This is a genomic window from Microbacterium sp. NPDC079356 (assembly GCF_049545465.1).
Taxonomy (GTDB): Bacteria; Actinomycetota; Actinomycetes; order Actinomycetales; family Microbacteriaceae; genus Microbacterium; species Microbacterium gawkjiense.
The window spans coordinates 188,546-207,945 of sequence record NZ_JBMWDN010000002.1; the positions used below are offsets into that span (position 1 = coordinate 188,546).

Consider the following 19,400-nt stretch of genomic DNA (forward strand, 5'->3'; position numbering starts at 1 on the left):
CGGTACCCTCGAACGCATGGCCAGCGACAGCTCATTCGACATCGTCAGCAAGATCGATCGCCAGGAGGCGGACAACGCGCTCAACCAGGCGCGCAAGGAGGTCGAGCAGCGCTACGACTTCAAGGGCACCGGCGCCTCGATCGAGTGGAGCGGCGAGTCGATCCTCATCAAGGCGAACAGCGACGAGCGCGCCAAGGCGGTGCTCGACGTCTTCCAGTCGAAGCTGATCAAGCGCGGCATCTCGCTGAAGAGCCTCGACTCCGGCGAGCCCCAGCCCTCAGGCAAGGAGTTCCGCATCGTCTCGACCCTCAAGGAGGGCATCTCCTCCGAGGACGCGAAGAAGATCAGCAAGATGATCCGCGACGAGGGCCCCAAGTCGGTGAAGGCGCAGATCCAGGGCGACGAGCTGCGAGTGCAGTCGAAGTCCCGCGACGACCTGCAGGAAGTGCAGCGGATGCTGAAGGCCGCCGACCTCGACGTCGACCTCCAGTTCGTCAACTACCGCTGAGCACAGCGCCCGAGCACCACGGGAGCGCGGGCGGGTTGTCAAGCCCGCGCGAGCGTCGGAGCCCTCACCTAGCGTGGCAGGTCAGCACCACGAGCTTGTGAGGTCCCCGCTGTGCCTGAGCACCACCATCCCACCCCCGGCACGGTCTGGGCGCGCGTCGAGGACGGCTTCGTGACGGGGATGCTGCTGTACCGGAACGGCCGCTTCATCCAGATCCTCGAGGGCCCCGAACAGGCCGTCCGCGACACGATGGCGAAGATCGAACGGGACCCCCGCCACGACCACCTCCGGGTGCTGATCGACGAGTTCATCGACGAGCGCAACTTCGCCGAGTGGACCATGGGCTTCGAACCCATCACGACCCCGGACGCCGAGGCGCCGGAAGGCTTCCGTGACACGTTCGACGACCTCGAAGCGCACGGCGACCCGTCGGCCACCCTGCGGGCGGCACGCGAGTTGAGCCTCTGGTTCCGCGTCCGCGCGACTCAGCCGCGCTGACCGGACGACGAACGGCCCGGACCCCCTGAAGGGTCCGGGCCGTCGTCGCGTCAGCGGCTCAGAGCGTGCGGGCGAAGGGGTCGAAGTCGACCGGCACCGGCGGGACCGGTGCGACCGTGCTGTCGATCTCGAGGTACTGCCCGGTCTCGGCCGAGTCCTGCGCCGAGAGCAGCACGTCGAGCACGTGGAAGCCGAGCTCGCCGGTCGCGACGTGCGGCCGGTTCTCTGCCACGGCGCGCACCATGTCGAGCACGCCGAGGCCGCGGCCGACGACCGTGCCCTGCTGCTCGACCTCGATCCACTCCTGCTCGGTCTTCATACCGTCGCGGAACACACCGAGCGGCTTGACGTACGCCGTGCGCCCCTCGAAGCGGTTGGGGTCGGGCAGCACGATGGAGCCCTCGGTGCCGTGGATCTCCACGACGCCGTGACGCTCGAGCGCCGAGTCGAAGCTCAGCAGGTGCGTGCCGTGCTGGCCGCCCTCGAAGGTCGAGAGGACCTGCACCGACGAGGGCACCTCGACGGGGAAGGTCTCGCCCGCGCGGGGACCGGTGTGGATGTGACGCTCCGTGCGGAACCGCGACCCGCGCGCGGCGACGCCGGCGATGGGCCCCAGCAGGCTGACGAGGGCCGAGAAGTAGTACGGACCCATGTCGAGCAGCGGGCCGGCACCCTTCGCGAACAGGAACGCGGGCTCGGGATGCCACAGGTCGGGGCCCTGCGTCTGGAATGCGGTCTGCACGAACAGCGGGGTGCCGATGACACCCTCGGCGATCGCGCGCTTCGCGGTCTGGAAACCCGGGCCGAGGATCGTGTCGGGCGCCGAACCGACGCGGACACCCGCGGCCTCGGCATCCTTCAGCAGCTGACGAGCACCCTCGCGGTCGAGGCCCAGCGGCTTCTCGGTCCACACGTGCTTGCCGGCGGCGACCGCCTGCGCCGAGACCGCGATGTGCGACTCGGGGATCGTGAGGTTGACGACGAGCTCGACCTCGGGGTTGGCGAGGACGTCCTCGAGCGTGCCCCACGAGGGCACCCCGTGCTCCTCGGCCTTCGCCTTCGCGCGCTCGGGGATCAGGTCGCCGATCGCGACCACCTTCACGTCGGGGAACGACGTGAGGTTCTCGAGGTAGGTCTGGCTGATGACACCGGCACCGACGATGCCGACTCCGACGGGACCGGTCATGCGATGAACCCGCCGTCCTTCAGGAAGGCGTACGAGGCCGCGATGTCCTCGAAGACGTCGCCGGGAGCCTTGTCGTACTCGATGACGGCGAACTTGATGCCCGTGCCCGCCTGCAGCGACTCGGCGAGGGGCACGTCGCCCGTGCCGGCGCGCAGCTGCTCGAGCGAGTCGGAACCGAACGCGTCGGCGCCGGGCGCCCACGGGTTGGATGCCGGGGCGATGCCGTCCTTGACGTGCACGGCGACGAGCCGGTCGCCGAGGCTCTTCACGAGCGCCGGCACGTCCTGGCCGCCGGTGAGCGCCCAGAACAGGTCGAGCTCGATCTCGACGCGGTCGTCGGTCAGCTCGAGGAAGCGCTCGTAGGCGGTCTGACCGCCGAAGTCCGCCACGAACTCCTGCGCGTGGTTGTGGTATCCGACCGTCAGGCCGAACTCCGCGGCCTTCTCGGCGGCGCGGTTCATGCGCTCGGCGATGTCGGCGACACCCTCTTCGGTGAGCCAGCGCTCGGCGGGCACGAACGGGTCGATGACCGTCGTCATGCCGATCTTCGCGGCCGCCTCGAAGACGACCTCGGGAGCGGGGGTCGGGATCGAGCCGTCCGGGGTCCAGAGCTCGTCCGAGAGCAGCGGCGCGTGGCCGGTGGGAGAGGCGAGGCCGCTGGCGTCGAGGGCCGCGCGGATCTCGTCGGGACGCCGCACGAAATCGAACGCCTCCACGTTGCGCAGGCCGATCGCAGCCAGCTTGTCGAGCGATCCGGACATGTCCTCGCTGAACTCTTTCGCGAGTGTGTAGAGCTGGACAGAGGCGAGTGGCAGAGCCATGGGCCTTCCTTCGTACGTCGTTGTCGGATGCCGCGGGGCGGCGTGGCCACGACGATAGCAGAAAAACCTCCAGTTGGAGGTTTTTCGTCGACGGCCCTACTCTGTCCCCATGGGTCAGGACGACGAGGGCGTGATCGGCCGCCGCGGATCGCAGCCGAAGGGCGTCGCCCGGCGGCAGGAGATCCTCGATCGCGCGATCGAGGTCTTCCGCGAGCGCGGGGCGCACGGCACGTCGCTCCGCAAGATCGCCGAGGCCATCGGCGTCTCGCACGCCGCCCTGCTGCACTACTTCGACTCGCGCGAACAGCTGCTCGTCGCCGTCTACAAGCACGCCGAGGACAGTCGCGTCGACTCCCCCGACCTCCGCCCCGGCATCGACACCATGATCGAGGCGGCGATCAAGAACGTCGAGGTGCCCGGTCTCGTCACCCTGTACTCCACCCTGCTCGCCGCCTCGCTCGAGACGGACTCCGGCGTCGGGCGCGAGTTCTTCACGGCCCGTTTCACCGGGCTCCGCGCCACGATGACCGAGAGCCTGCAGCGACAGCAGGCCGAGGGCCTGGTGCGCGACGACGTCTCGGCCGAACACCTCGCGTCGCTTCTGATCGCGGCATCCGACGGTCTGCAGATCCAGTGGCTGCTCGATCCGGCGGTCGGGCTGGAATCGACCCTGCGCACCCTCGGCGCGCTCCTGCGCCCGCCCGCATGACCGGGCCGCACCTCACGCGCCGGCTCGTCGTCGTCCTCGGCTTCCTCTCGGCGGTCGGTCCGTTCGCGATCTCGGCGGCCACCGGCATCCTGTCGATCCCGCTCTTCATCGGCTGCGCCTTCGCCACCGGTCGGCGCGCTCATCACCCCCGTGGTGGGCCTGTGGGGCGAGGAGACCGCGGTGCCGATGGCGTGCGTCATGCTCGTCGGCGCGCTGCTCAGCCTGACGCTCGGGATCGCCTCGAACCGCGCGAGCGCCCGATCGCACCCGTCGTGAGCCACCTTTCGAGCGCACGGTAGGCCTGCTCGCGCGGGCCCGGACGCGACAGGAAGAGGTCGTGGATGCCGCCCTCGATCCGCGCGAGCGTGATGTCGCGCCCGATCCGGGTGGCGGCGCGGGCGATGTCGTCGACGACGAGCACCGAGTCGCTGCCGGTCATCTCGGCGTTCCACGCGAACGGATTCGTCGACGCGGTCGACAGCATCACGAGGGTCGGAACACCCACGTCGATGCCCGCCGACACCCGACGGTGCCCTTCGACGATCGCGGCGAGCCAGCCCGGGTGCGTCGGGAACCCGCGCTCGGGCCGCCACTCCCGCCGGTAGCCGCGGACGGGCAGCGCGCCCATCTCGGTCTGCGCGCGGGTGTAGAAGCCGAGGTCGACGACGGGGTGCGCACCCAACGGATCGACGCGCGCCCGCATCTGCACGAGGGGCGACAGCGCCTGGCGACCGAGGGTGCCGATCTGCAGCTCGAGCCACGGGCTGTTGAGGACCAGCCCCGCGAGGCGCCCGTGGTGCCGCGATGCCCAGAGCGTGGCGGTGAGGCCGCCCGTCGAATGCCCCATCATCACGAGCCGACGCCGCGACGGCGCACCCTCGAGGCCGTGGCCCATCGCTTCGAGGGCCGTGGCGATGTCGGCGTCGTACACCTCGAGCGACGTCACGAACCCGGGCGTCTGACCGGTGCGCAGGCTGCGGCCGTACTTGCGCAAGTCGAGCGCGTGGAAGCGCGCTCCGTGCGAAGTCCAGAACCGGGCGAGCTCGACCTGGAAGAAGTAGTCGGACCAGCCGTGCAGATAGAGGACGTCGACGTCGCGCAGCGGCCCCGTCAGCCGCGCGAGCGTCGGCGGCTCGAGGCGGACGAGCGTCGCGACGACCTCGCCCTCCTGGTCGGTGCCGAGGGGCAGCGTCAGGGACTGGAACGGACGCCCGAGGACATCTGTCTCCCACTCGCCGCTCATCGGAGCCTCACTCGCCGCGCGAGACCCGCACCATCTCGTCGCGGTCGACGACCTTGATCCGCTCGCGCTCGTGCGGTGCACCGAGGGTGACCTCGTGCTCGTCGAGCCGGTGCCAGCCGTCGAGGTCCGTCCATGCGACCTGCCGCTCGGCGAGGAGCGCGATGATCGCCTCGTCGGACGGGTCCTCGGGGGTCCACCACGACGCCTGGTCGTTGATGAGGTGGCGGATCGTCTCCATGGCGTCGGACTTCGTGTGACCGATGAGGCCGACCGGGCCGCGCTTGATCCAGCCGGTCGCGTACACGCCGGGGACCCGCTCGTTCGACCCCTTCTTCAGCACCTGACCCTCGTGGTTCGGGATCACACCGTGTCGCTTGTCGAACGGCACGTCCGGCAGCGGCGAACCGAAGTAGCCCACGGCACGGTAGACCTGGCCGACCGGGATCTCGCGGAGCTCGCCCGTGCCCTCGACCCCGCCGGAGCCGTCGGGACGGGTGCGCTCGGTGACGATCGCCGCGACGCGGCCGTCGGCATCCTTCTTGATCTCGACGGGACGCGCCCAGAAGTGCAGGTGCAGCCGGCGACTCGCCTCGCCGCCGGCGTTGTTGACGCTCGGCCGCTGGCGCCACGACTGCAGGACGCGGTCGATGACCATGACCTGCTTGTTCGAGGCGATTGCCGCCTTCGAGGCCTCGTCGTAGTCGAAGTCCTCGTCGTAGACGACCATGTCGACGTCGCGCAGCTCGCCGAGCTCGCGCAGCTCGAGCGGGGTGAATTTCACTTGCGCGGGACCGCGACGGCCGAACACGTGCACGTCGGTGACGGGTGAGGCCTTCAGACCCTCGTAGACGTTCGCGGGGATCTCGGTGGGCAGCAGGTCGTCGGCGTGCTTGGCGAGCACGCGCGCCACGTCGAGCGCGACGTTGCCGTTGCCGAGGACCGCGACGGATGCCGCATCCAGCGGCCACTCGCGCGGGAAGTCCGGGTGGCCGTCGTACCAGCTGACGAAATCCGCCGCGCCGAAGGAGCCCTCGGCGTCGATGCCGGGGATGTCGAGGTCGGCGTCCTTGATCGCGCCGGTCGCGAAGATGACGGCGTTGTAGTGCTTCTTCAGGTCGGCGAGGGTGATGTCCACGCCGAACCGGACGTTGCCGAAGATGCGGATGTCACCACGGTCGAGGACGTCGCGCAGGGCGTTGATGATGCCCTTGATGCGCGGGTGGTCGGGGGCGACGCCGTAGCGCACGAGGCCGTAGGGCGCCGGAAGGTGGTCGAAGAGGTCGATCGACACGTCGAACTTGCGCTCCGCCTTCAGGAGGATGTCCGCCGCGTAGATGCCGGCGGGTCCTGCGCCGACGATGGCCAGCCGGAGCTTGGTCATGGGTGTCCTTTCCGAGAGCCCGCGCGCGGGCGTGACGAAGAAGCGGCGGTTCCGCCGGTGATCAGCTGGAGCGGTCGACGACGACCTGCGCGAAGCGCGTGAGCGCCTCACGGACGAGGCCGTCCGGGAGGGGCGAGAGGGCGGCGACGGCGCGGTCCGACCATTCGTGCGCGAGACGGCGGGTGGCCTCGGTCGCGGGGTGGTCGCGCAGCTGCGCGAGCGGGGCGTCGAGGATGACGGGATCGGCGCCGTCGGAGATGCGGGCGACACCCTCGTCGATCGTGACCTTGAGCGCCTGCGAGGCCGGGTCGGTCGCACGGCCGAGGAGCAGGTAGGGCATCGTCGGCACGCCGGCGCGCAGGTCGGTGCCGGGGACCTTGCCGGTCTCCTCGGCGTCGGCCGACAGGTCGATGACGTCATCGAGCAGCTGGAAGGCGACACCCACGCGCTCGCCGAACTCGCGCACCGGCGCGGCGTACTCGTCGGAGGCGTCGGAGAAGACGACACCGGTCTCGGCGGCGGCGGCGATCAGCGAACCGGTCTTGTCGCTGAGCACCTGCAGGTAGAAGTCGACCGGGTCGTCGCCCGGCTGCGCCCCCACGGTCTCGTGCATCTGACCGAGCACGAGGCGCTCGAAGGTGTCGGCCTGCAGCCGGATGGCGCGCTCGCCCACCTGCGCCATGAGCTGGCTGGCCCGCGAGAAGAGCAGGTCGCCGGTGAGGATCGCGACGCTGTTGCCCCACACCGCGTGGGCGCTGGGAACGCCGCGGCGACGGTCGGCCTCGTCCATGACGTCGTCGTGGTACAGCGAGCCGAGGTGGGTCATCTCGAGAGCCGTCGCGCCCGCGAGGACGTCGTCGGTGACCCCGGAGCCGAGCTGCGCCGTGAGGATGGCGAGCATCGGCCGCATCCGCTTTCCGCCCGCCTCGTAGAGGTAGCGCGAGGTGACGTCGGCGAGCGAGTCCCCGACCTTCAGCTCACCGGCGAGGCGGGCTTCGACGAGGTCGAGCCCCTCTTCGACCGTGGCGAGCAGCTTGCGCATGCGCGGGCCCACGAAGATGCGCTCGGTGACGCCGAGACGGCTCGCGATCTGCGAGCCCGGAGTACCGGGACGGGGGGTCATGCCTCCAGCGTACCCGTCGCGCCTCAGGCCCGGCCCGGGGTTGCGGGCTTGCGCGCGCGGTGCAGTGCGACGATCCCGAAGCTCAGGTCGCGCCAGGCGACCTGCCCCCACCCGGCGGCGCGGATGCGGCCGGCCAGAGTGCGCTGATCGGGCCAGTCGCGGATCGACTCGTTGAGGTAGTCGTAGGCGTCGGCGTTCGAGCTGAACGCCCGCGCGACGACGGGCAGGACGCGGTCGTTGTAGAAGCGGTACAGCCCACGCATGAGCGCTGCCGGCGGGTGCGAGAACTCGCAGATGACGAGGCTCCCGCCGGGCTTGGTGACGCGGAGCAACTCGCGCAGCGCCTTTTCGGGGTCGTTGACGTTGCGCAGCCCGAACGAGATCGTCACGGTGTCGAACTCCTCGTCGCCGAACGGCAGGGCCGTCGCGTCCGCCTCGACGAAGGACAGGTTCGGGATGCCGCCGTGCCGCCGCTTGCCCTCGGCGATCATCCCCGCCGAGAAGTCGCCCGCGACGACCTCGGCACCCGAGCGGGCGAGCGAGACCGAGCTCGCGCCGGTGCCGGCGGCGAGGTCGAGGATCCTCTGCCCGCGCCGCGGTGCGATGGCGCGCGTCGTCGCGATGCGCCACAGCTTGTCGTTGCCGAGGCTGAGGATCGTGTTGGTGCGGTCGTAGCCCGCCGCGACCTCGTCGAACATGCCGCTGACGCGCGCGGGATCCTTGCCGAGGTCCGCGCGGGTGGACGGGGTGCGGGAGGGCTGTTCGGTCACGTGTCGAGCCTAATCGGGGCGGGATGCCGCGGGGCTGCGCGCGAGGCTCGGGTGGGTGCTGCCGGATTAGGCTGAGAGCGTGACTTCGACTGCGCTCGGCGCTCCCCGGCTGCGCGCCGTCACCCGCCGCATCGAGCCGGTCGACGACCCCCTCTCCTACGCCGCGCCCGACGACCCGACGGTCTGGTCGCGTCGCGGCGACATGCTCGTCGGCTGGGGCCGCGCCGCCGAGCTTCCGGCGGGAGAGTCCGCCGTCGCCTGGTGGCGGGCCGTCAGCGCCGCGGCCGAGGTCGACGACAAGGTACGGATGCCGGGGTCCGGCCTCGTCGCGTTCGGGGCCCTGCCGTTCGACCCCGCCCACAGCTCGTCGAGCGCAACGCTGACGGTGCCGAAGATGATCATCGGCCGTCGGGGCGACACGAGCTGGGTCACGCATGTCTTCACCGGCGGTGAGCCCGAGCGTCCCGAGCCGCAGTCCATCCCCTTCGGGCCGCATTGGTCGGCGGTCGTGGGGCCGGGGGCCTGCACACCCGACGGTTACCAGGCGGAGGTGCGGGCCGGGCTCGAGGCGATCGCCTCGGGCGAGGTCGCCAAGGTGGTGCTGGCGCGCGACCTGGTCGGGTCGGTGCCCGCCGGGTCGGACCTGCGACGACTCGTCCGCGCCCTCGCCTCGGCCTACCCCGACACGTGGACCTTCGCCGTCGACGGCGCGATCGGCGCGAGCCCCGAGACCCTCGTCACCGTCTCGGGCGGTACGGTCACGGCGCGTGTGCTGGCGGGGACCGCCGCGCGCGGTGCCGACGCCGACGCGGACACCGCGGCATCCGTCGCCCTCGCCACCAGTGCGAAAGACCTCGACGAGCACCGGTACGCGGTGCAGAGTGTGCTGACCGCGCTGCGCGAGCACACGACCGCGCTGGTGGCCGAGCCTGAGCCGTTCATGCTGAAACTGCCGAACGTGTGGCACCTCGCGACGGATGTCGAGGGCACGCTCTCGGGCCACGCGTCGGCGCTCGACCTCGTCGAGGTGCTGCACCCGACGGCGGCGGTCGCCGGAACTCCGACGCAGGCGGCGCTCGAGGTGATCCGTCGGGTCGAGCCGTTCGACCGCGGCCGCTACGCCGGGCCGGTCGGCTGGATCGACGCGAACGGCGACGGCGAGTGGGCCATCGCGTTGCGTTGCGCGCAGTTCGACGTGCACGGCGAGGGCGACATCGCGCTCATCGCCCACGCCGGCGCCGGCATCGTCGCGGGGAGCGACCCGGAGACCGAGATGCTCGAGACCCGGGTGAAGTTCCGCCCGATCGTCGACGCGCTCGCCTGAGGGCGGTCAGACGTCCGCGAGGAGAGGCCTTACTCTCCGGCCGATCGTGAATCCTCGGAGAGACCGATCAGCTCCGGGATGACGCGCGGGTGGGCGAGCACCCGGAAGTGGCCGCCCGTGTCGAGGCGCACGTTCTTCGCGGCGCCCGGGAGCTCACTGCCTTCCGGGATGTGCGGATCGAACCGGCCGTAGACCGACACGATGCGCCCGTTGACCTCGTGCTCCCGCGACAGAGCGAGGATCGTCGCGCTGCGGGGCGAGAAGATCCGCAGAGACGGGAGGACCATGAGTCGGCCGTACCGCGATCCGCCGAAGGGCGTCGCGACGGCGAGCATGCCGTCCACGCGGCCGGTGGGCGCGTCGACGACCATGGCGCGTTTGCCGACCAGTCCGCCCTTGCTGTGCGCGAGCAGCACGCAGCCGCGCAGGTCGTGCTCGGCGAGGTAGCCGACGACCCGGGCCGCGGCGTCGTCGACGGGTCGCCGGTTGCGCCGGAGCACCGGCAGGACGTGCACGGGATGCCCGCGGTCGTGCATCGCGCGGATGAGCGGCGTCATGAACCGCCAGGTCTCGTACCCGCCGGGGAGGATGACGATGGGCGTGAGCTCACCCGCCAGGAACTGTCGCGGATGGGTGCGCGTCAGGGTCGCGGCGACCTGCCAGCGCAGCGCGTAGAGGTAGTCGCGCGCCCACCACGCCGCGTTGCGGACGAGAGAGGTCATCGCGACTCCTGCCGTGCGCGGAACGCAACGATCGCGTCGGCGACCACTCGCGGGGCGCTGTGCTGGACGACGTGTCCACTGCCGGGGATCTCCGACGTCTCGGCATCCGCGGCACCGGCGGACAGCCGTCGACACCACGCCGCCCCCGCGATGGGGTCGCGCGCACCGCGGATCACGAGCAGAGGGCGTGCGAGCGCTCGCACCCGGTCCTCGATGCGGTAGGCGAGCATGTGGCGCAGTTGCCGCAGGTACCAGGGGATGCCGCACCGCACGTAGTCGCTGAGGACGAGCCAGTTCGCGAGCGGCGGCTCGCGGAAGATGTCGAGCGCCAGCGCGAGTGCCTGGGCTGTGGGTGTGCGGTGCCGGTCGTCGGCGACGGGACCCATCGCGACGACGTGCGTGACCAGTTCGGGACGCTGCGCGGCGAGTTCGATCACCCACTGACTGCCCATCGAGTGGCCGACCGCGACGACCGGCGGGAGTTCGAGGTGCGCGAGGAGGCGGGCGATCGCGGCGGCCATCGCCGGGACGTCGAGCTCCCGCGGGGGCTGAGGGAGCCCGCCGAACCCGGGCAGATCGACCGAGACGACGGCGTGGTCGTGCGCCAGCTCGGCGTGGAGGCGGCGCAGATAGCGGTGCGACATGCCGATGCCGTGCACCAGGAGGTACGTGTGCGCCGCGTCGGCGCGCGGCGAGAGGACGACGCGGAAGGTGGTGCCGCCGACCGTGACCTCCTGGATCGACGGCCCGTCTGGACGTGCCCTCACGCGATGCCTTTCGTCGCCGGAGAGGTTCACGGTAACCCGGTGCGGGAGATGTGGTGCGGGGGTTGACCTGGCGGTGTGGGGTTGGGTGTGGGGCGGGTGCCCGGCGGGTGGGGATTCGGAGGGTGGGCGCGGATTCGGATGCGGTGGCGGCCTCCGGTCCGAATCCGGTGACAGTGTCCGAATCCGGCGCGATTACGGAGTGCGCTGACGGTTGGATGCCGAGGCTGCGCCGGTACGGAGGGTGCGAGAGCTCTGCCGCACATCGAATCCGCGAAGAATGAGAGGACTCTCATTTCTAGGTTGTGCATAACGTGAGTTCTGGGCCCGGTTTGCCGAGATGGATGTCGGTGGCCCCTGGCAGAGTGCAGGTATGACGGATGCGGCGGAAACCCCCGGTGGCGAGGACTATCTCGCCGCCCTGGCGGGCATCGTCGCTGAGGTTGGCGACGTTGCTGTCGAACTCGCTCGGGTGCAGGTCCGGGAGCTTCGGGCGCTGGCTGCGGCGGGCCAGTTGGCGGAAGCGCAGACCGCGCAACGCAACGCGCGTGTGCAGGTCCACGACATGGCGTTGCGATCGATCGCGGCGGAGGTCGGCGGCGTCATGCGTTTCACCGACCGGACCGTGCAACGGCGGATCGGTGAAGCACGGACCCTGATCGAAGGGTTTCCCGCGACGGTCGAGGCGTGGGAGCAGGGGCGTCTCGTCCGCGGGCACGCGATCGCGATCGTGGAGACCGGGACGAGTCTGCCGGCGGAGATGTGGTCCGAGTTCGAACAGCTCGCGATCAGCCGATGCGAGAAGGACACCCCGAACCGTGTGCGAGGAGAGCTCGAGATCCTCGCCCACCGGATGCATCCCCGCTCGTTCGCGGAGCGGCACGAGGATGCCGCCGCGACGCGGTGCGTCCGGATCGTGCCGGGAAGGGACGGAATGTCCGACGTGGTCGCGACCGTCTCGACGGTGATCGCCGAGGGCATCCACGACCGACTCACCCAGCAAGCGAGGGCGATCATCGACACCCGCGACGAGCGCGCCGCTGCGCACGGCGGGGATGGTGTCGCGTTCGGGGAAGCAGCCACGGCGCACAGCGACAGCGACGATGCCGCAGCCATCGTCGCCACTGACCAGCGCTCCATCGACCAGGTCCGGGCGGACGTGTTCGCGGATTTGCTCCTCGCGGGAACACCAGCGCTCGACGACACCCGCGACACCACCGCCGGTCCGCTGGGCGCGATCCGCGCACGTGTGCAGGTACTCATCCCCGCAGCGACACTCACCGGCGAGGACGACGGGCCCTGCGACCTGACCGGGCGGTCCCCCATCGACCCCGCGACCGCCCGCACCCTCGCGGGCGGCACCCACACCTGGGAGCGGCTGTTCCACGACCCCACCACCGGGGTCACCGTCTCAACCGACTCCTACCGTGTCCCCTCCGGGATGCGCCGGTTCCTGCAAGCCCGGGACCAGCACTGCCGGTTCCCCGGATGCCGCGTCGCGGCGATCCGGTGTGAGGTCGATCACACGCACGATCACGCCCTCGGCGGACGGACAGAACTATCGAACCTCGCCCATTTGTGCCAACGGCATCACTCGATGAAGCAGTTCACCGCGTGGAGAGTGCGACAACTCAAGGGTGGCGTCCTGGAATGGACCTCACCCCTCGGCAGGACCTATCGCGAAGACGCACCCACCCCGGCCGTCGCCTTCACCCCTGCCGCACCACCACCACCACCACCACCGACCACACCAGCGGAACCCGCACCCTTCTGACGCCCGCCCCCAACGGCGACCAGGTCGGATACGTCACCACCGCTTACGACGGCGAACTCACGAGCGACGCCACCCCCGACGGCGACGAGCTGTTCGAGATCGCCTGGTTCCCCCGCGACGCGATCCCCACCCTCCCCCGCCGCGACTGGATCGACCGCGTCATCGGCGACGTCCGCGACGATCTGTAGGGTGCCGCCATGACGACCGACATCCGCGACGACCGCACCGTCGTCCTCCTGCACGGCTGGCCGGGACTCCCCTCCGACTACGACGCGGTCATCGCCGACCTGACCGACCTCCGCACCCTCACCCCCGACCTCCTCGGCATGGGGACCGGGTTCGACGGCATCCCGAGCGTCGAGGCATCCACCGCCGAATCGCACGCCGAACGCGTCCTCGGGCAGCTCGACGACGCCGGGATCACGAGCGGCGTCATCATCGCCGGCTACGACATCGGCAGCCGCATCGCCCAAGCCGCCCTCCGCGCAGACCCGAGCCGGTTCCACGGCGCCGTCCTCACCCCGGCCTACCCGGGCGTCGGCGACCGCGCCGCATCCCCCGCCCTCGCCTCCGTGTTCTGGTACCAGCACTTCCACCGCGACCCCGTCGCCACCCAGCTCATCGACGGCGACGAACGCGCCGTCCGCACCTACCTCACCCACACCTGGAACAGTTGGCGAGCGGATGCCGCACCCCCGCCGCACCTCGACGAGATCATCGCCGCCTACGCACGGCCGGGCGCGTTCGCCGCCAGCCTGCAGTGGTACGTCGCCAACCGCGGCTACACCGCCGACACGGCCCCCGTCACCGTTCCGACGACGATGCTGTGGCCCGGCGCCGACCCGCTGTTCTCGACCGACTGGACCGACAGGCTGCCCGACCACTTCACCGACGTCCGCCTCGACGTCATCCCTAGATGCGGGCACTTCATCCCTGTCGAGCGGCCCGACGCCGTCGTCCGCGCCATCCGCTCGCACCTCGACTGACCGCTCAGGTCGCCGCGAGCCGCGCCTTCTCGACCTCGACGTCGAAGTCCGCCGCCGGCCACTGCGGATCGATCCGCTCCAAGACCTCGATCAGCAGCGCCTGCACCGCCAACCGGGCGTACCACTTGTGGTTCGCCGGCACCACCAACCACGGCGCACGATCCGTCGACGTCCGATCGAACACCGCCTGATACGCGTCCATGTACGCCGGCCACAGCTCCCGCTCGTCGACGTCGCCGGGGTTGTACTTCCAGTGCTTGTCCGGCCGCTCGAGCCGCTCCGTCAGACGCGCCTTCTGCTCATCGCCTGAGATGTGCAGCATGACCTTCACGAGGTGCACACCGCGCTCCGCCAGCCGGTCCTCGAAGTCGACGATGGCGCCATACCGTCGCTGGATCTCCTCGGGAGCCGCGAGCTGCCGCACCCGGCCGATCAGCACGTCCTCGTAATGCGACCGGTCGAACACCCCGATGTACCCGGGCTCGGGAACCTCCCGCTCGATCCGCCACAGGAAGTCGTGCGCCAGCTCCTCGGGCGTCGGCTTCTTGAACGCCTTCAGATGCACGCCCTGCGGATCCGTCGCCCCGATCACGTGCCGGACGATCCCGCCCTTGCCCGCCGAATCCATCGCCTGCAGCACGAGCAGCACCGACGGCGCATCCGACTGTGTGCGACTCTGCGCGTACAGCCGCTCCTGCAACTGATCGAACTCCTCCGCCGCGGCGGCGAGATCCGCCTGCCCCGACTTCTTGTCGCCGTCGTACCCGGGCGTCGACGCCGGGTCGACGTCGGCGAGGCGGAACCCCGCCCCCACCCGCAACAGCGTCGACGGTGACCCGGTCCAGTGATCGTCAGCACTCATGCGGCATATCCTGCCCTGCCGGAGACCTGCGCGCGACGGTCTTGCGGATGCGGCGGCTACCGCGTCAGCGGGACCTCGATGATCTGGCGTCCCCCGGGCGGCGACGTCAACGCCTGGTCGAGCGCGCCGCGCGTCGTCACCCGGCGGTACTCCCACCCGTACGCGCGGGCGATCTCTTCGACACGTGCCGTCTGCGGCGTGAACTGCACCCGGTCGAACGCCTCGGCACCGGCGATCCCGGCAACCTCCAGACCGTCGAAGATCGTCCCGCCGCCGTCGTTGCCGACGATGACCTGGATCCGCGGCTCCCCCTCGGCCGGAGGATGCAGCAGCGCCCCCACGTCGTGCAGGAACGCCAGGTCGCCCAGCAGCACCCGCGTGACCCCCGGCGTCGCACCGCGCTGCGAGGCGGCCGCGATCCCGAGCCCTGTCGCGACCGTGCCGTCGATGCCGGCGAGCCCGCGGTTCGCGTGCACCGGCACCTTCTTGCCGCCGAGGATCTCGTCCGCCACCCGGACCAGCCGCGACGACCCGAACAGCAGCCGGTCGTGCGGCCACGTGGCCCGCCACACGGCATCCACCAGAACCGCCCGATCGACGGGCGCGCGGATCGCGCCGAGCTCGGCGGAGATCGCCCCCAACCGCTCGGCCGGCACCGCCGACGACAGCGCATCGGCATCGGGCGCGGCGGGACTGAGGTCGACGATCTGCTCCCGCGACGCCCTCATCCACGCTCCAAGCCACTCCCGGTCCGCGGCCGCCGACGGAGCGGTCACGCCGTCCACGGCGACCGTCGTGCCGTTGAGGTTCAGCTGCTCGCCCGGACCGCGCACCGCGAGCACCTCGACGTCCGCGCGACTCAGCAGCCGGGCGACCTCGCGGCTCAGCGTCGGGTGCCCGAACACGACCGCCCGTTCGACGCGGCCGCCGAGCTCGGGGTCGGACAGCAGCCGCCGGTACCCGTGCACGAGATGCCGACCGAACCGCGCGCCGCTCACGATCTCGGCGATGAGCGGGTACCCGCCCTCGTGCGCCAACTGCTCGGCATCAGTTCCCGCATCGGCGCCCGCGACGACGACCGTCCGCGGCCCCGCCGCGAGCACGACCGGCTCCGCACCGGCGACCTGGAGCGCCGCACCGACGCCCCCGCCGCCCTGGTAGTGGGCGCCCCACTCCGTTTCGGCGGTCTCGTCGGCGGCGTCCGCAGGGTCGGATGCCGCGACGACACCGGTCGACGACGGCAGCCACTCCGGCAGCGCACCGGCGAGCGGATCGCGGAACGGGACGTTGAGGTGCACGGGCCCGGCGACGCGGGATCCGGCGCCCACCGCGGCATCCCACCCCTCGTCGGCGGCGGCGCGGAACGGCGCCACCTCGTCGCCGTCGATCGCGTCCGCGAGCGCCTCGGCGACCGGCAGGTCGGATTCGAGTCGGACGAAGCCCGAGAACATCCCCGGCTGGCGCGTGGCCTGGTTCGCGCCGACCCCGCGCAGCTCGGGCGGGCGGTCCGCGGTCAGCAGCAGCAGCGGCACACCGGAGTGGTGCGCTTCGAGCACGGCGGGGAGGAGGTTCGCGACCGCGGTGCCGGACGTGCAGATCACGGCCGCCGGCATCCGGTCCTCGCGTCCGATGCCGACCGCGGTGAACCCGGCGACGCGCTCATCGATGCGGACGTGCAGCCGGATGAGGCCGCGCGACTCGAGTTCGGCCGCGACCAGCGCGAGGGCCTGCGACCGGGAGCCCGGCGAGAGGACGACGTGGCGCAGCCCGCGCTCGATCAACCGGCCGAGCAGCGCCGCCGCAGCGTCGGTCGCGGGCGCGCGGCCGGATCCGTCGCGCGTCATGTCAGGAACGCGACCCGCGCGACTGCTCGTCGGAGTCGTCGTCCGCCGGCGGGTCGACGGGGCGCTCGCGCGGGTCGGGCGCCTCGGAGTCGAGGGCGGCGAGCTCCTCCTCGAGGCGGCGGATGCGCTCGTCCTGATCGCTCGTGGTGTTGAGGCGACCGAGGAAGTCGGGGTCGTCGTCGGGGGCGCGGAAGACCACCCGGTTCGACGAAGCGCGCGAGCGACCGATGACGAACCAGAGGATGCCGCCCACGACCGGCAGCAGGATCACGATGAGCAGCCAGATCGGCTTGCTGACCCCGCGGTGACGGGTCGGGGACTGCACGGCGCAATCGACGATGCTGTAGACCCAGAACGCGGCCAGCAGCAGCGCCAGAACGAGGTACACGCGCGCCATTCCTCCATCCTAGGCGCGCGCCCGCGGCCCGAGGCGGCCGGGGCGAACCCCCGGGTGCACGGCCGTAGAATGGCGGTATGCGCGCCCGGTCAGCCTTCGTCTACGCGCTGCTGCGGCTGCTCGCCTTCTTCGTCCCGTTCGGGATCATGATGCTCTTCCCGGTGCTGCGCGAGCAGTACTGGCTCGCGGCGATCTTCGCGGCCCTGATCGGACTGAGCCTCTCGATGCTCTTCCTGCGTCGCCCTCTCGACGAGGTCTCGACCGGCATCGCCGAGACCCGCGCGGCGCGCAAGCGTGCCGCGGGCGACGAAGCCGTCGAGGACGCCGCGAACTGACGCTCAGGCGACGTACGCCCAGAGGATGAACGCGCTCCACGCGAGCGACGCGAGCGAGCTGAGCTGCAGCGCGACGATGAGCTCCCGCGGGGTGCGGTACGTCCAGACGATGAGCGTCGCCGACAGCGTCGCGAGCAGCACGATGAGCGACAGCCACGCCACCGGGTAGAAGACCGCCAGCACCGGCACGATGGCGAACGGCACGAGCATGAACACGGTGTAGAGCACCTGCGACGCGCGCTTGCCGATGAGCACGGTCAGCGTGCGCTTGCCGGCGACGCGGTCCTGATCGATGTCGCGCAGGTTGTTCGTCACGAGCACACCGCACGCGAGGGCGCCGACGGCGATCGAGGGCACCCAGGACTCCTGCGGCACGGACCCCGCCTGCACGAGCGTCGTCCCGATGACCGCGACGGGGCCGAAGAAGACGAAGACGAACAGCTCGCCGAGGCCGAAGTAGCCGTACGGACGCTTGCCGCCGGTGTAGAACCACGCCGCGACGATGCAGACCGCGCCCACGGCGAGCAGCCACCAGAACTGCGTGCGGATGACGATCGCGAGGCCCGTGACGGCCGCGATCCCGAAGAAGAGGAGAGCCGCGATCAGGACGGCGCGGGGCGCGACGCGTCCCGAGGCGGTGAGGCGGGTGGGGCCGACCCGGTGGTCGTCGGTGCCGCGGACGCCGTCGCTGTAGTCGTTCGCGAAGTTGACCGCGATCTGCAGCGACACGGCCACCACGAGGCAGCTCAGCGCGAGCACCCAGTGGAACCCGGCGCCGACGGCGATCGCCGCACCCGTGCCGACGAGGATCGGGCTGATCGCGAGCGGCAGGGTGCGCAGTCGCGCGGCGCCGATCCAGTCGCGCGCCGTCACCGGGGCGGGCTTCGGCGGGGCGGACGAGACGCGCGCCTTCGCCGGGTTGCCGCGCGAACCGGAGCGCTTCGCGGCGGGCTTACGGGAGGTCTTTCGGGATGCGGCCACGAGCAAGGATCCTATTCGTCCTCCGCCAGCAGCCGTCGGAGCAGTGCCCGGTCGGGCTTGCCGCTCGTCGTCAACGGCACCGCGCCGAGCACGAGCAGCTCGCGCGGTCGCGCCGGCGCACCGATCGCCGCGGCGACGACGCGGCGCGCCTCGTCGAGCACGTCGGGCTCGGTTCGGTCGGCGAGCGCCGCCCGCGAGAGGACGACGACGGATGCCGCGCCCCACCGCTCGTCCGTCGTCGGCACGATCACGGCGCCCTCGAGCCCCGGCACGGTGCGCACGGCCTGCTCGACCCGGTCGAGCGAGACGTTCACCCCGCCGGAGACGATGACGTTGTCGCGGCGCCCCGTCACCCGCAGCACGCCGTCCTCGACGGACCCGGTGTCGCCCGTGCGGTACCAGCGGGTCCCGTCCGCGTCGCGCACGAACACCTCGGCAGTGAGCTCGGGCTCGCCGAGGTAGCCGTCGGCGAGCGTCGGGCCGCTCAGCTGCACCTCGCCGTCTGCGATCCGCATGCGCACGCCCTCGAGCGGCCGCCCGTCGTAGACGCAGCCGCCGCTCGTCTCGGTCGACCCGTAGGTGCGGACGACCCGGGCGCCGAGGGCCGCGGCCCGTTCGGAGAGCGCGGGCGGTAGGGCCTGCCCGCCGACGAGCACGGCCTCGAACGAGGCGAACGCGCGGGCGACCGCGGCATCCCTCTCCCCCGCCTCGACCAGCGTCTGCACCTGCGCCGGCACGAGTGACGTGTACGTCGGGATGCGGCGCCCGCCCTCGCTCGCGGCCATCGCCGATGCGGCGGCGGTGAAGGTCTGCGCCGTGAACGAGCCTGCGAGGATCGCCGGGTCGCGCCCGGCGACGAGCGCGCGCACCATGACCTGCACGCCGGCGACGTAGGTCGCGGGCAGGGCGAGCAGCCAGGCGCCGCTGCCGATCCGCTCGGCGGTCGCGAGCGCCGACGAGGTCAGCGCCGACCGGCTGAGCGCGACCGACTTGGGGTAGCCCGTCGATCCGCTCGTCGTGACGACGACGGCCGTGCCCGCGGGGACGTCGGTCGGAAGATCGGATGCCGCGCCGAGCGCGACCGCGGGCCCCGCACCGAGCACCGCGGAGCGCAGCGCGCGCAGCACGTCGCGGGGATCGGCGGAGTCGAGCGGGCGCAGCTGCATCGCGGG

The 19,400-nt window shown here is 71.5% G+C and carries 20 protein-coding genes; 7 read left to right on the forward strand and 13 right to left on the reverse strand.

What is annotated here, in order from left to right:
* Window positions 1-16 precede the first annotated feature (16 nt).
* Window positions 17-508: a YajQ family cyclic di-GMP-binding protein gene (locus ACPEH0_RS05735; RefSeq protein WP_217530714.1), complete on the forward strand. Its 492-nt coding sequence runs from the start codon at window positions 17-19 to the stop codon at window positions 506-508.
* A 111-nt stretch (window positions 509-619) separates the two neighbouring features.
* The gene (locus ACPEH0_RS05740) at window positions 620-1,006 is read left to right on the forward strand and encodes a BLUF domain-containing protein (protein ID WP_366213844.1); all 387 of its coding nucleotides are present in this window, start codon (window positions 620-622) and stop codon (window positions 1,004-1,006) included.
* A gap of 58 nt (window positions 1,007-1,064) precedes the next feature.
* Here the strand turns inward: ACPEH0_RS05740 and ACPEH0_RS05745 are convergent, their stop codons facing one another.
* Together ACPEH0_RS05745 and ACPEH0_RS05750 are read right to left on the reverse strand one after the other, a co-directional pair.
* Window positions 1,065-2,192 carry a Gfo/Idh/MocA family protein gene (locus tag ACPEH0_RS05745; RefSeq protein ID WP_217530712.1) on the reverse strand — a complete coding sequence of 376 codons (1,128 nt, stop codon included), beginning with the start codon at window positions 2,190-2,192 and terminating at the stop codon, window positions 1,065-1,067.
* The gene (locus tag ACPEH0_RS05750; RefSeq protein WP_366213843.1) at window positions 2,189-3,013 is read right to left on the reverse strand and encodes a sugar phosphate isomerase/epimerase family protein; all 825 of its coding nucleotides are present in this window, start codon (window positions 3,011-3,013) and stop codon (window positions 2,189-2,191) included. The genes ACPEH0_RS05745 and ACPEH0_RS05750 overlap by 4 nt, the downstream gene beginning before the upstream one ends.
* A gap of 109 nt (window positions 3,014-3,122) precedes the next feature.
* On the opposite strand from ACPEH0_RS05750, the gene ACPEH0_RS05755 reads away from it, so the two are divergent.
* Window positions 3,123-3,722: a TetR/AcrR family transcriptional regulator gene (locus ACPEH0_RS05755; protein ID WP_366213841.1), complete on the forward strand. Its 600-nt coding sequence runs from the start codon at window positions 3,123-3,125 to the stop codon at window positions 3,720-3,722.
* 217 nt (window positions 3,723-3,939) lie between these two features.
* On the opposite strand, the gene ACPEH0_RS05760 is transcribed toward ACPEH0_RS05755, so the two are convergent.
* From ACPEH0_RS05760 to ACPEH0_RS05775, 4 genes are all read right to left on the reverse strand, one after another.
* The gene (locus tag ACPEH0_RS05760; RefSeq protein WP_366213840.1) at window positions 3,940-4,965 is read right to left on the reverse strand and encodes an alpha/beta hydrolase; all 1,026 of its coding nucleotides are present in this window, start codon (window positions 4,963-4,965) and stop codon (window positions 3,940-3,942) included.
* 7 nt (window positions 4,966-4,972) lie between these two features.
* Complete coding sequence (locus ACPEH0_RS05765; RefSeq protein ID WP_366213839.1) at window positions 4,973-6,346, reverse strand: FAD-dependent oxidoreductase; 1,374 nt, start codon at window positions 6,344-6,346, stop codon at window positions 4,973-4,975.
* Window positions 6,347-6,407: 61 nt separating this feature from the next.
* Window positions 6,408-7,469 (reverse strand): polyprenyl synthetase family protein, encoded by a 1,062-nt coding sequence (locus ACPEH0_RS05770; RefSeq protein WP_311285397.1) that lies wholly within the window; start codon window positions 7,467-7,469, stop codon window positions 6,408-6,410.
* A 23-nt stretch (window positions 7,470-7,492) separates the two neighbouring features.
* Window positions 7,493-8,239 carry a demethylmenaquinone methyltransferase gene (locus ACPEH0_RS05775; protein WP_366213838.1) on the reverse strand — a complete coding sequence of 249 codons (747 nt, stop codon included), beginning with the start codon at window positions 8,237-8,239 and terminating at the stop codon, window positions 7,493-7,495.
* Between the two features lie 79 nt (window positions 8,240-8,318).
* On the opposite strand from ACPEH0_RS05775, the gene ACPEH0_RS05780 reads away from it, so the two are divergent.
* Window positions 8,319-9,563, forward strand: coding sequence for an isochorismate synthase (locus tag ACPEH0_RS05780; protein ID WP_423719423.1), 1,245 nt, complete (start codon window positions 8,319-8,321; stop codon window positions 9,561-9,563).
* A 29-nt stretch (window positions 9,564-9,592) separates the two neighbouring features.
* Here ACPEH0_RS05780 and ACPEH0_RS05785 read toward each other — a convergent pair whose 3' ends face one another.
* Both ACPEH0_RS05785 and ACPEH0_RS05790 read right to left on the reverse strand, forming a co-directional pair.
* Window positions 9,593-10,285, reverse strand: a complete 693-nt coding sequence (locus ACPEH0_RS05785) for an esterase/lipase family protein (RefSeq protein WP_366213836.1) — start codon at window positions 10,283-10,285, stop codon at window positions 9,593-9,595.
* Window positions 10,282-11,052 carry an alpha/beta fold hydrolase gene (locus ACPEH0_RS05790; protein ID WP_366213835.1) on the reverse strand — a complete coding sequence of 257 codons (771 nt, stop codon included), beginning with the start codon at window positions 11,050-11,052 and terminating at the stop codon, window positions 10,282-10,284. The genes ACPEH0_RS05785 and ACPEH0_RS05790 overlap by 4 nt, the downstream gene beginning before the upstream one ends.
* 370 nt (window positions 11,053-11,422) lie before the next feature.
* Between ACPEH0_RS05790 and ACPEH0_RS05795 the strand changes: the two genes are divergently transcribed.
* Both ACPEH0_RS05795 and ACPEH0_RS05800 read left to right on the forward strand, forming a co-directional pair.
* Window positions 11,423-12,823, forward strand: coding sequence for an HNH endonuclease signature motif containing protein (locus ACPEH0_RS05795; protein WP_366213834.1), 1,401 nt, complete (start codon window positions 11,423-11,425; stop codon window positions 12,821-12,823).
* Window positions 12,824-13,020: 197 nt separating this feature from the next.
* Window positions 13,021-13,809 carry an alpha/beta fold hydrolase gene (locus ACPEH0_RS05800; protein ID WP_311285388.1) on the forward strand — a complete coding sequence of 263 codons (789 nt, stop codon included), beginning with the start codon at window positions 13,021-13,023 and terminating at the stop codon, window positions 13,807-13,809.
* Window positions 13,810-13,813: 4 nt separating this feature from the next.
* Here the strand turns inward: ACPEH0_RS05800 and ACPEH0_RS05805 are convergent, their stop codons facing one another.
* Genes ACPEH0_RS05805 through ACPEH0_RS05815 form a run of 3 tightly spaced genes read right to left on the reverse strand, consistent with a single transcriptional unit; the run spans window position 13,814 to window position 16,912 of the window.
* Window positions 13,814-14,671 carry a PPK2 family polyphosphate kinase gene (locus tag ACPEH0_RS05805; RefSeq protein WP_366213832.1) on the reverse strand — a complete coding sequence of 286 codons (858 nt, stop codon included), beginning with the start codon at window positions 14,669-14,671 and terminating at the stop codon, window positions 13,814-13,816.
* 56 nt (window positions 14,672-14,727) lie between these two features.
* Complete coding sequence (gene menD / locus ACPEH0_RS05810) at window positions 14,728-16,515, reverse strand: 2-succinyl-5-enolpyruvyl-6-hydroxy-3-cyclohexene-1-carboxylic-acid synthase (RefSeq protein WP_366213831.1); 1,788 nt, start codon at window positions 16,513-16,515, stop codon at window positions 14,728-14,730.
* A 1-nt stretch (window position 16,516) separates the two neighbouring features.
* A complete protein-coding gene (locus tag ACPEH0_RS05815) occupies window positions 16,517-16,912 on the reverse strand; it encodes a PLD nuclease N-terminal domain-containing protein (protein ID WP_253035346.1) in 396 nt (131 codons plus the stop codon).
* Window positions 16,913-16,989: 77 nt separating this feature from the next.
* Here ACPEH0_RS05815 and ACPEH0_RS05820 point away from each other — a divergent pair, with 77 nt between their 5' ends.
* Window positions 16,990-17,247: a DUF4229 domain-containing protein gene (locus ACPEH0_RS05820; RefSeq protein WP_217530681.1), complete on the forward strand. Its 258-nt coding sequence runs from the start codon at window positions 16,990-16,992 to the stop codon at window positions 17,245-17,247.
* 3 nt (window positions 17,248-17,250) lie between these two features.
* On the opposite strand, the gene ACPEH0_RS05825 is transcribed toward ACPEH0_RS05820, so the two are convergent.
* Together ACPEH0_RS05825 and ACPEH0_RS05830 are read right to left on the reverse strand one after the other, a co-directional pair.
* Window positions 17,251-18,228: a 1,4-dihydroxy-2-naphthoate polyprenyltransferase gene (locus ACPEH0_RS05825; RefSeq protein WP_366213830.1), complete on the reverse strand. Its 978-nt coding sequence runs from the start codon at window positions 18,226-18,228 to the stop codon at window positions 17,251-17,253.
* An 11-nt stretch (window positions 18,229-18,239) separates the two neighbouring features.
* Window positions 18,240-19,394: an AMP-binding protein gene (locus tag ACPEH0_RS05830; protein ID WP_366213829.1), complete on the reverse strand. Its 1,155-nt coding sequence runs from the start codon at window positions 19,392-19,394 to the stop codon at window positions 18,240-18,242.
* Between the last annotated feature and the right edge of the window lie 6 nt (window positions 19,395-19,400).

What these genes read in the sequence shown, in the direction of transcription:
- ACPEH0_RS05735 (WP_217530714.1), top strand. Translation starts at nt 17, where the DNA reads ATGGCCAGCGACAGCTCATTCGACATCGTCAGCAAGATCGATCGCCAG.
- ACPEH0_RS05745 (WP_217530712.1), bottom strand. Translation starts at nt 2,192, where the DNA reads ATGACCGGTCCCGTCGGAGTCGGCATCGTCGGTGCCGGTGTCATCAGC.
- ACPEH0_RS05750 (WP_366213843.1), bottom strand. Translation starts at nt 3,013, where the DNA reads ATGGCTCTGCCACTCGCCTCTGTCCAGCTCTACACACTCGCGAAAGAG.
- ACPEH0_RS05755 (WP_366213841.1), top strand. Translation starts at nt 3,123, where the DNA reads ATGGGTCAGGACGACGAGGGCGTGATCGGCCGCCGCGGATCGCAGCCG.
- ACPEH0_RS05760 (WP_366213840.1), bottom strand. Translation starts at nt 4,965, where the DNA reads ATGAGCGGCGAGTGGGAGACAGATGTCCTCGGGCGTCCGTTCCAGTCC.
- ACPEH0_RS05765 (WP_366213839.1), bottom strand. Translation starts at nt 6,346, where the DNA reads ATGACCAAGCTCCGGCTGGCCATCGTCGGCGCAGGACCCGCCGGCATC.
- ACPEH0_RS05770 (WP_311285397.1), bottom strand. Translation starts at nt 7,469, where the DNA reads ATGACCCCCCGTCCCGGTACTCCGGGCTCGCAGATCGCGAGCCGTCTC.
- ACPEH0_RS05785 (WP_366213836.1), bottom strand. Translation starts at nt 10,285, where the DNA reads ATGACCTCTCTCGTCCGCAACGCGGCGTGGTGGGCGCGCGACTACCTC.
- ACPEH0_RS05795 (WP_366213834.1), top strand. Translation starts at nt 11,423, where the DNA reads ATGACGGATGCGGCGGAAACCCCCGGTGGCGAGGACTATCTCGCCGCC.
- ACPEH0_RS05800 (WP_311285388.1), top strand. Translation starts at nt 13,021, where the DNA reads ATGACGACCGACATCCGCGACGACCGCACCGTCGTCCTCCTGCACGGC.
- ACPEH0_RS05805 (WP_366213832.1), bottom strand. Translation starts at nt 14,671, where the DNA reads ATGAGTGCTGACGATCACTGGACCGGGTCACCGTCGACGCTGTTGCGG.
- menD (WP_366213831.1), bottom strand. Translation starts at nt 16,515, where the DNA reads ATGACGCGCGACGGATCCGGCCGCGCGCCCGCGACCGACGCTGCGGCG.
- ACPEH0_RS05815 (WP_253035346.1), bottom strand. Translation starts at nt 16,912, where the DNA reads ATGGCGCGCGTGTACCTCGTTCTGGCGCTGCTGCTGGCCGCGTTCTGG.
- ACPEH0_RS05820 (WP_217530681.1), top strand. Translation starts at nt 16,990, where the DNA reads ATGCGCGCCCGGTCAGCCTTCGTCTACGCGCTGCTGCGGCTGCTCGCC.
- ACPEH0_RS05830 (WP_366213829.1), bottom strand. Translation starts at nt 19,394, where the DNA reads ATGCAGCTGCGCCCGCTCGACTCCGCCGATCCCCGCGACGTGCTGCGC.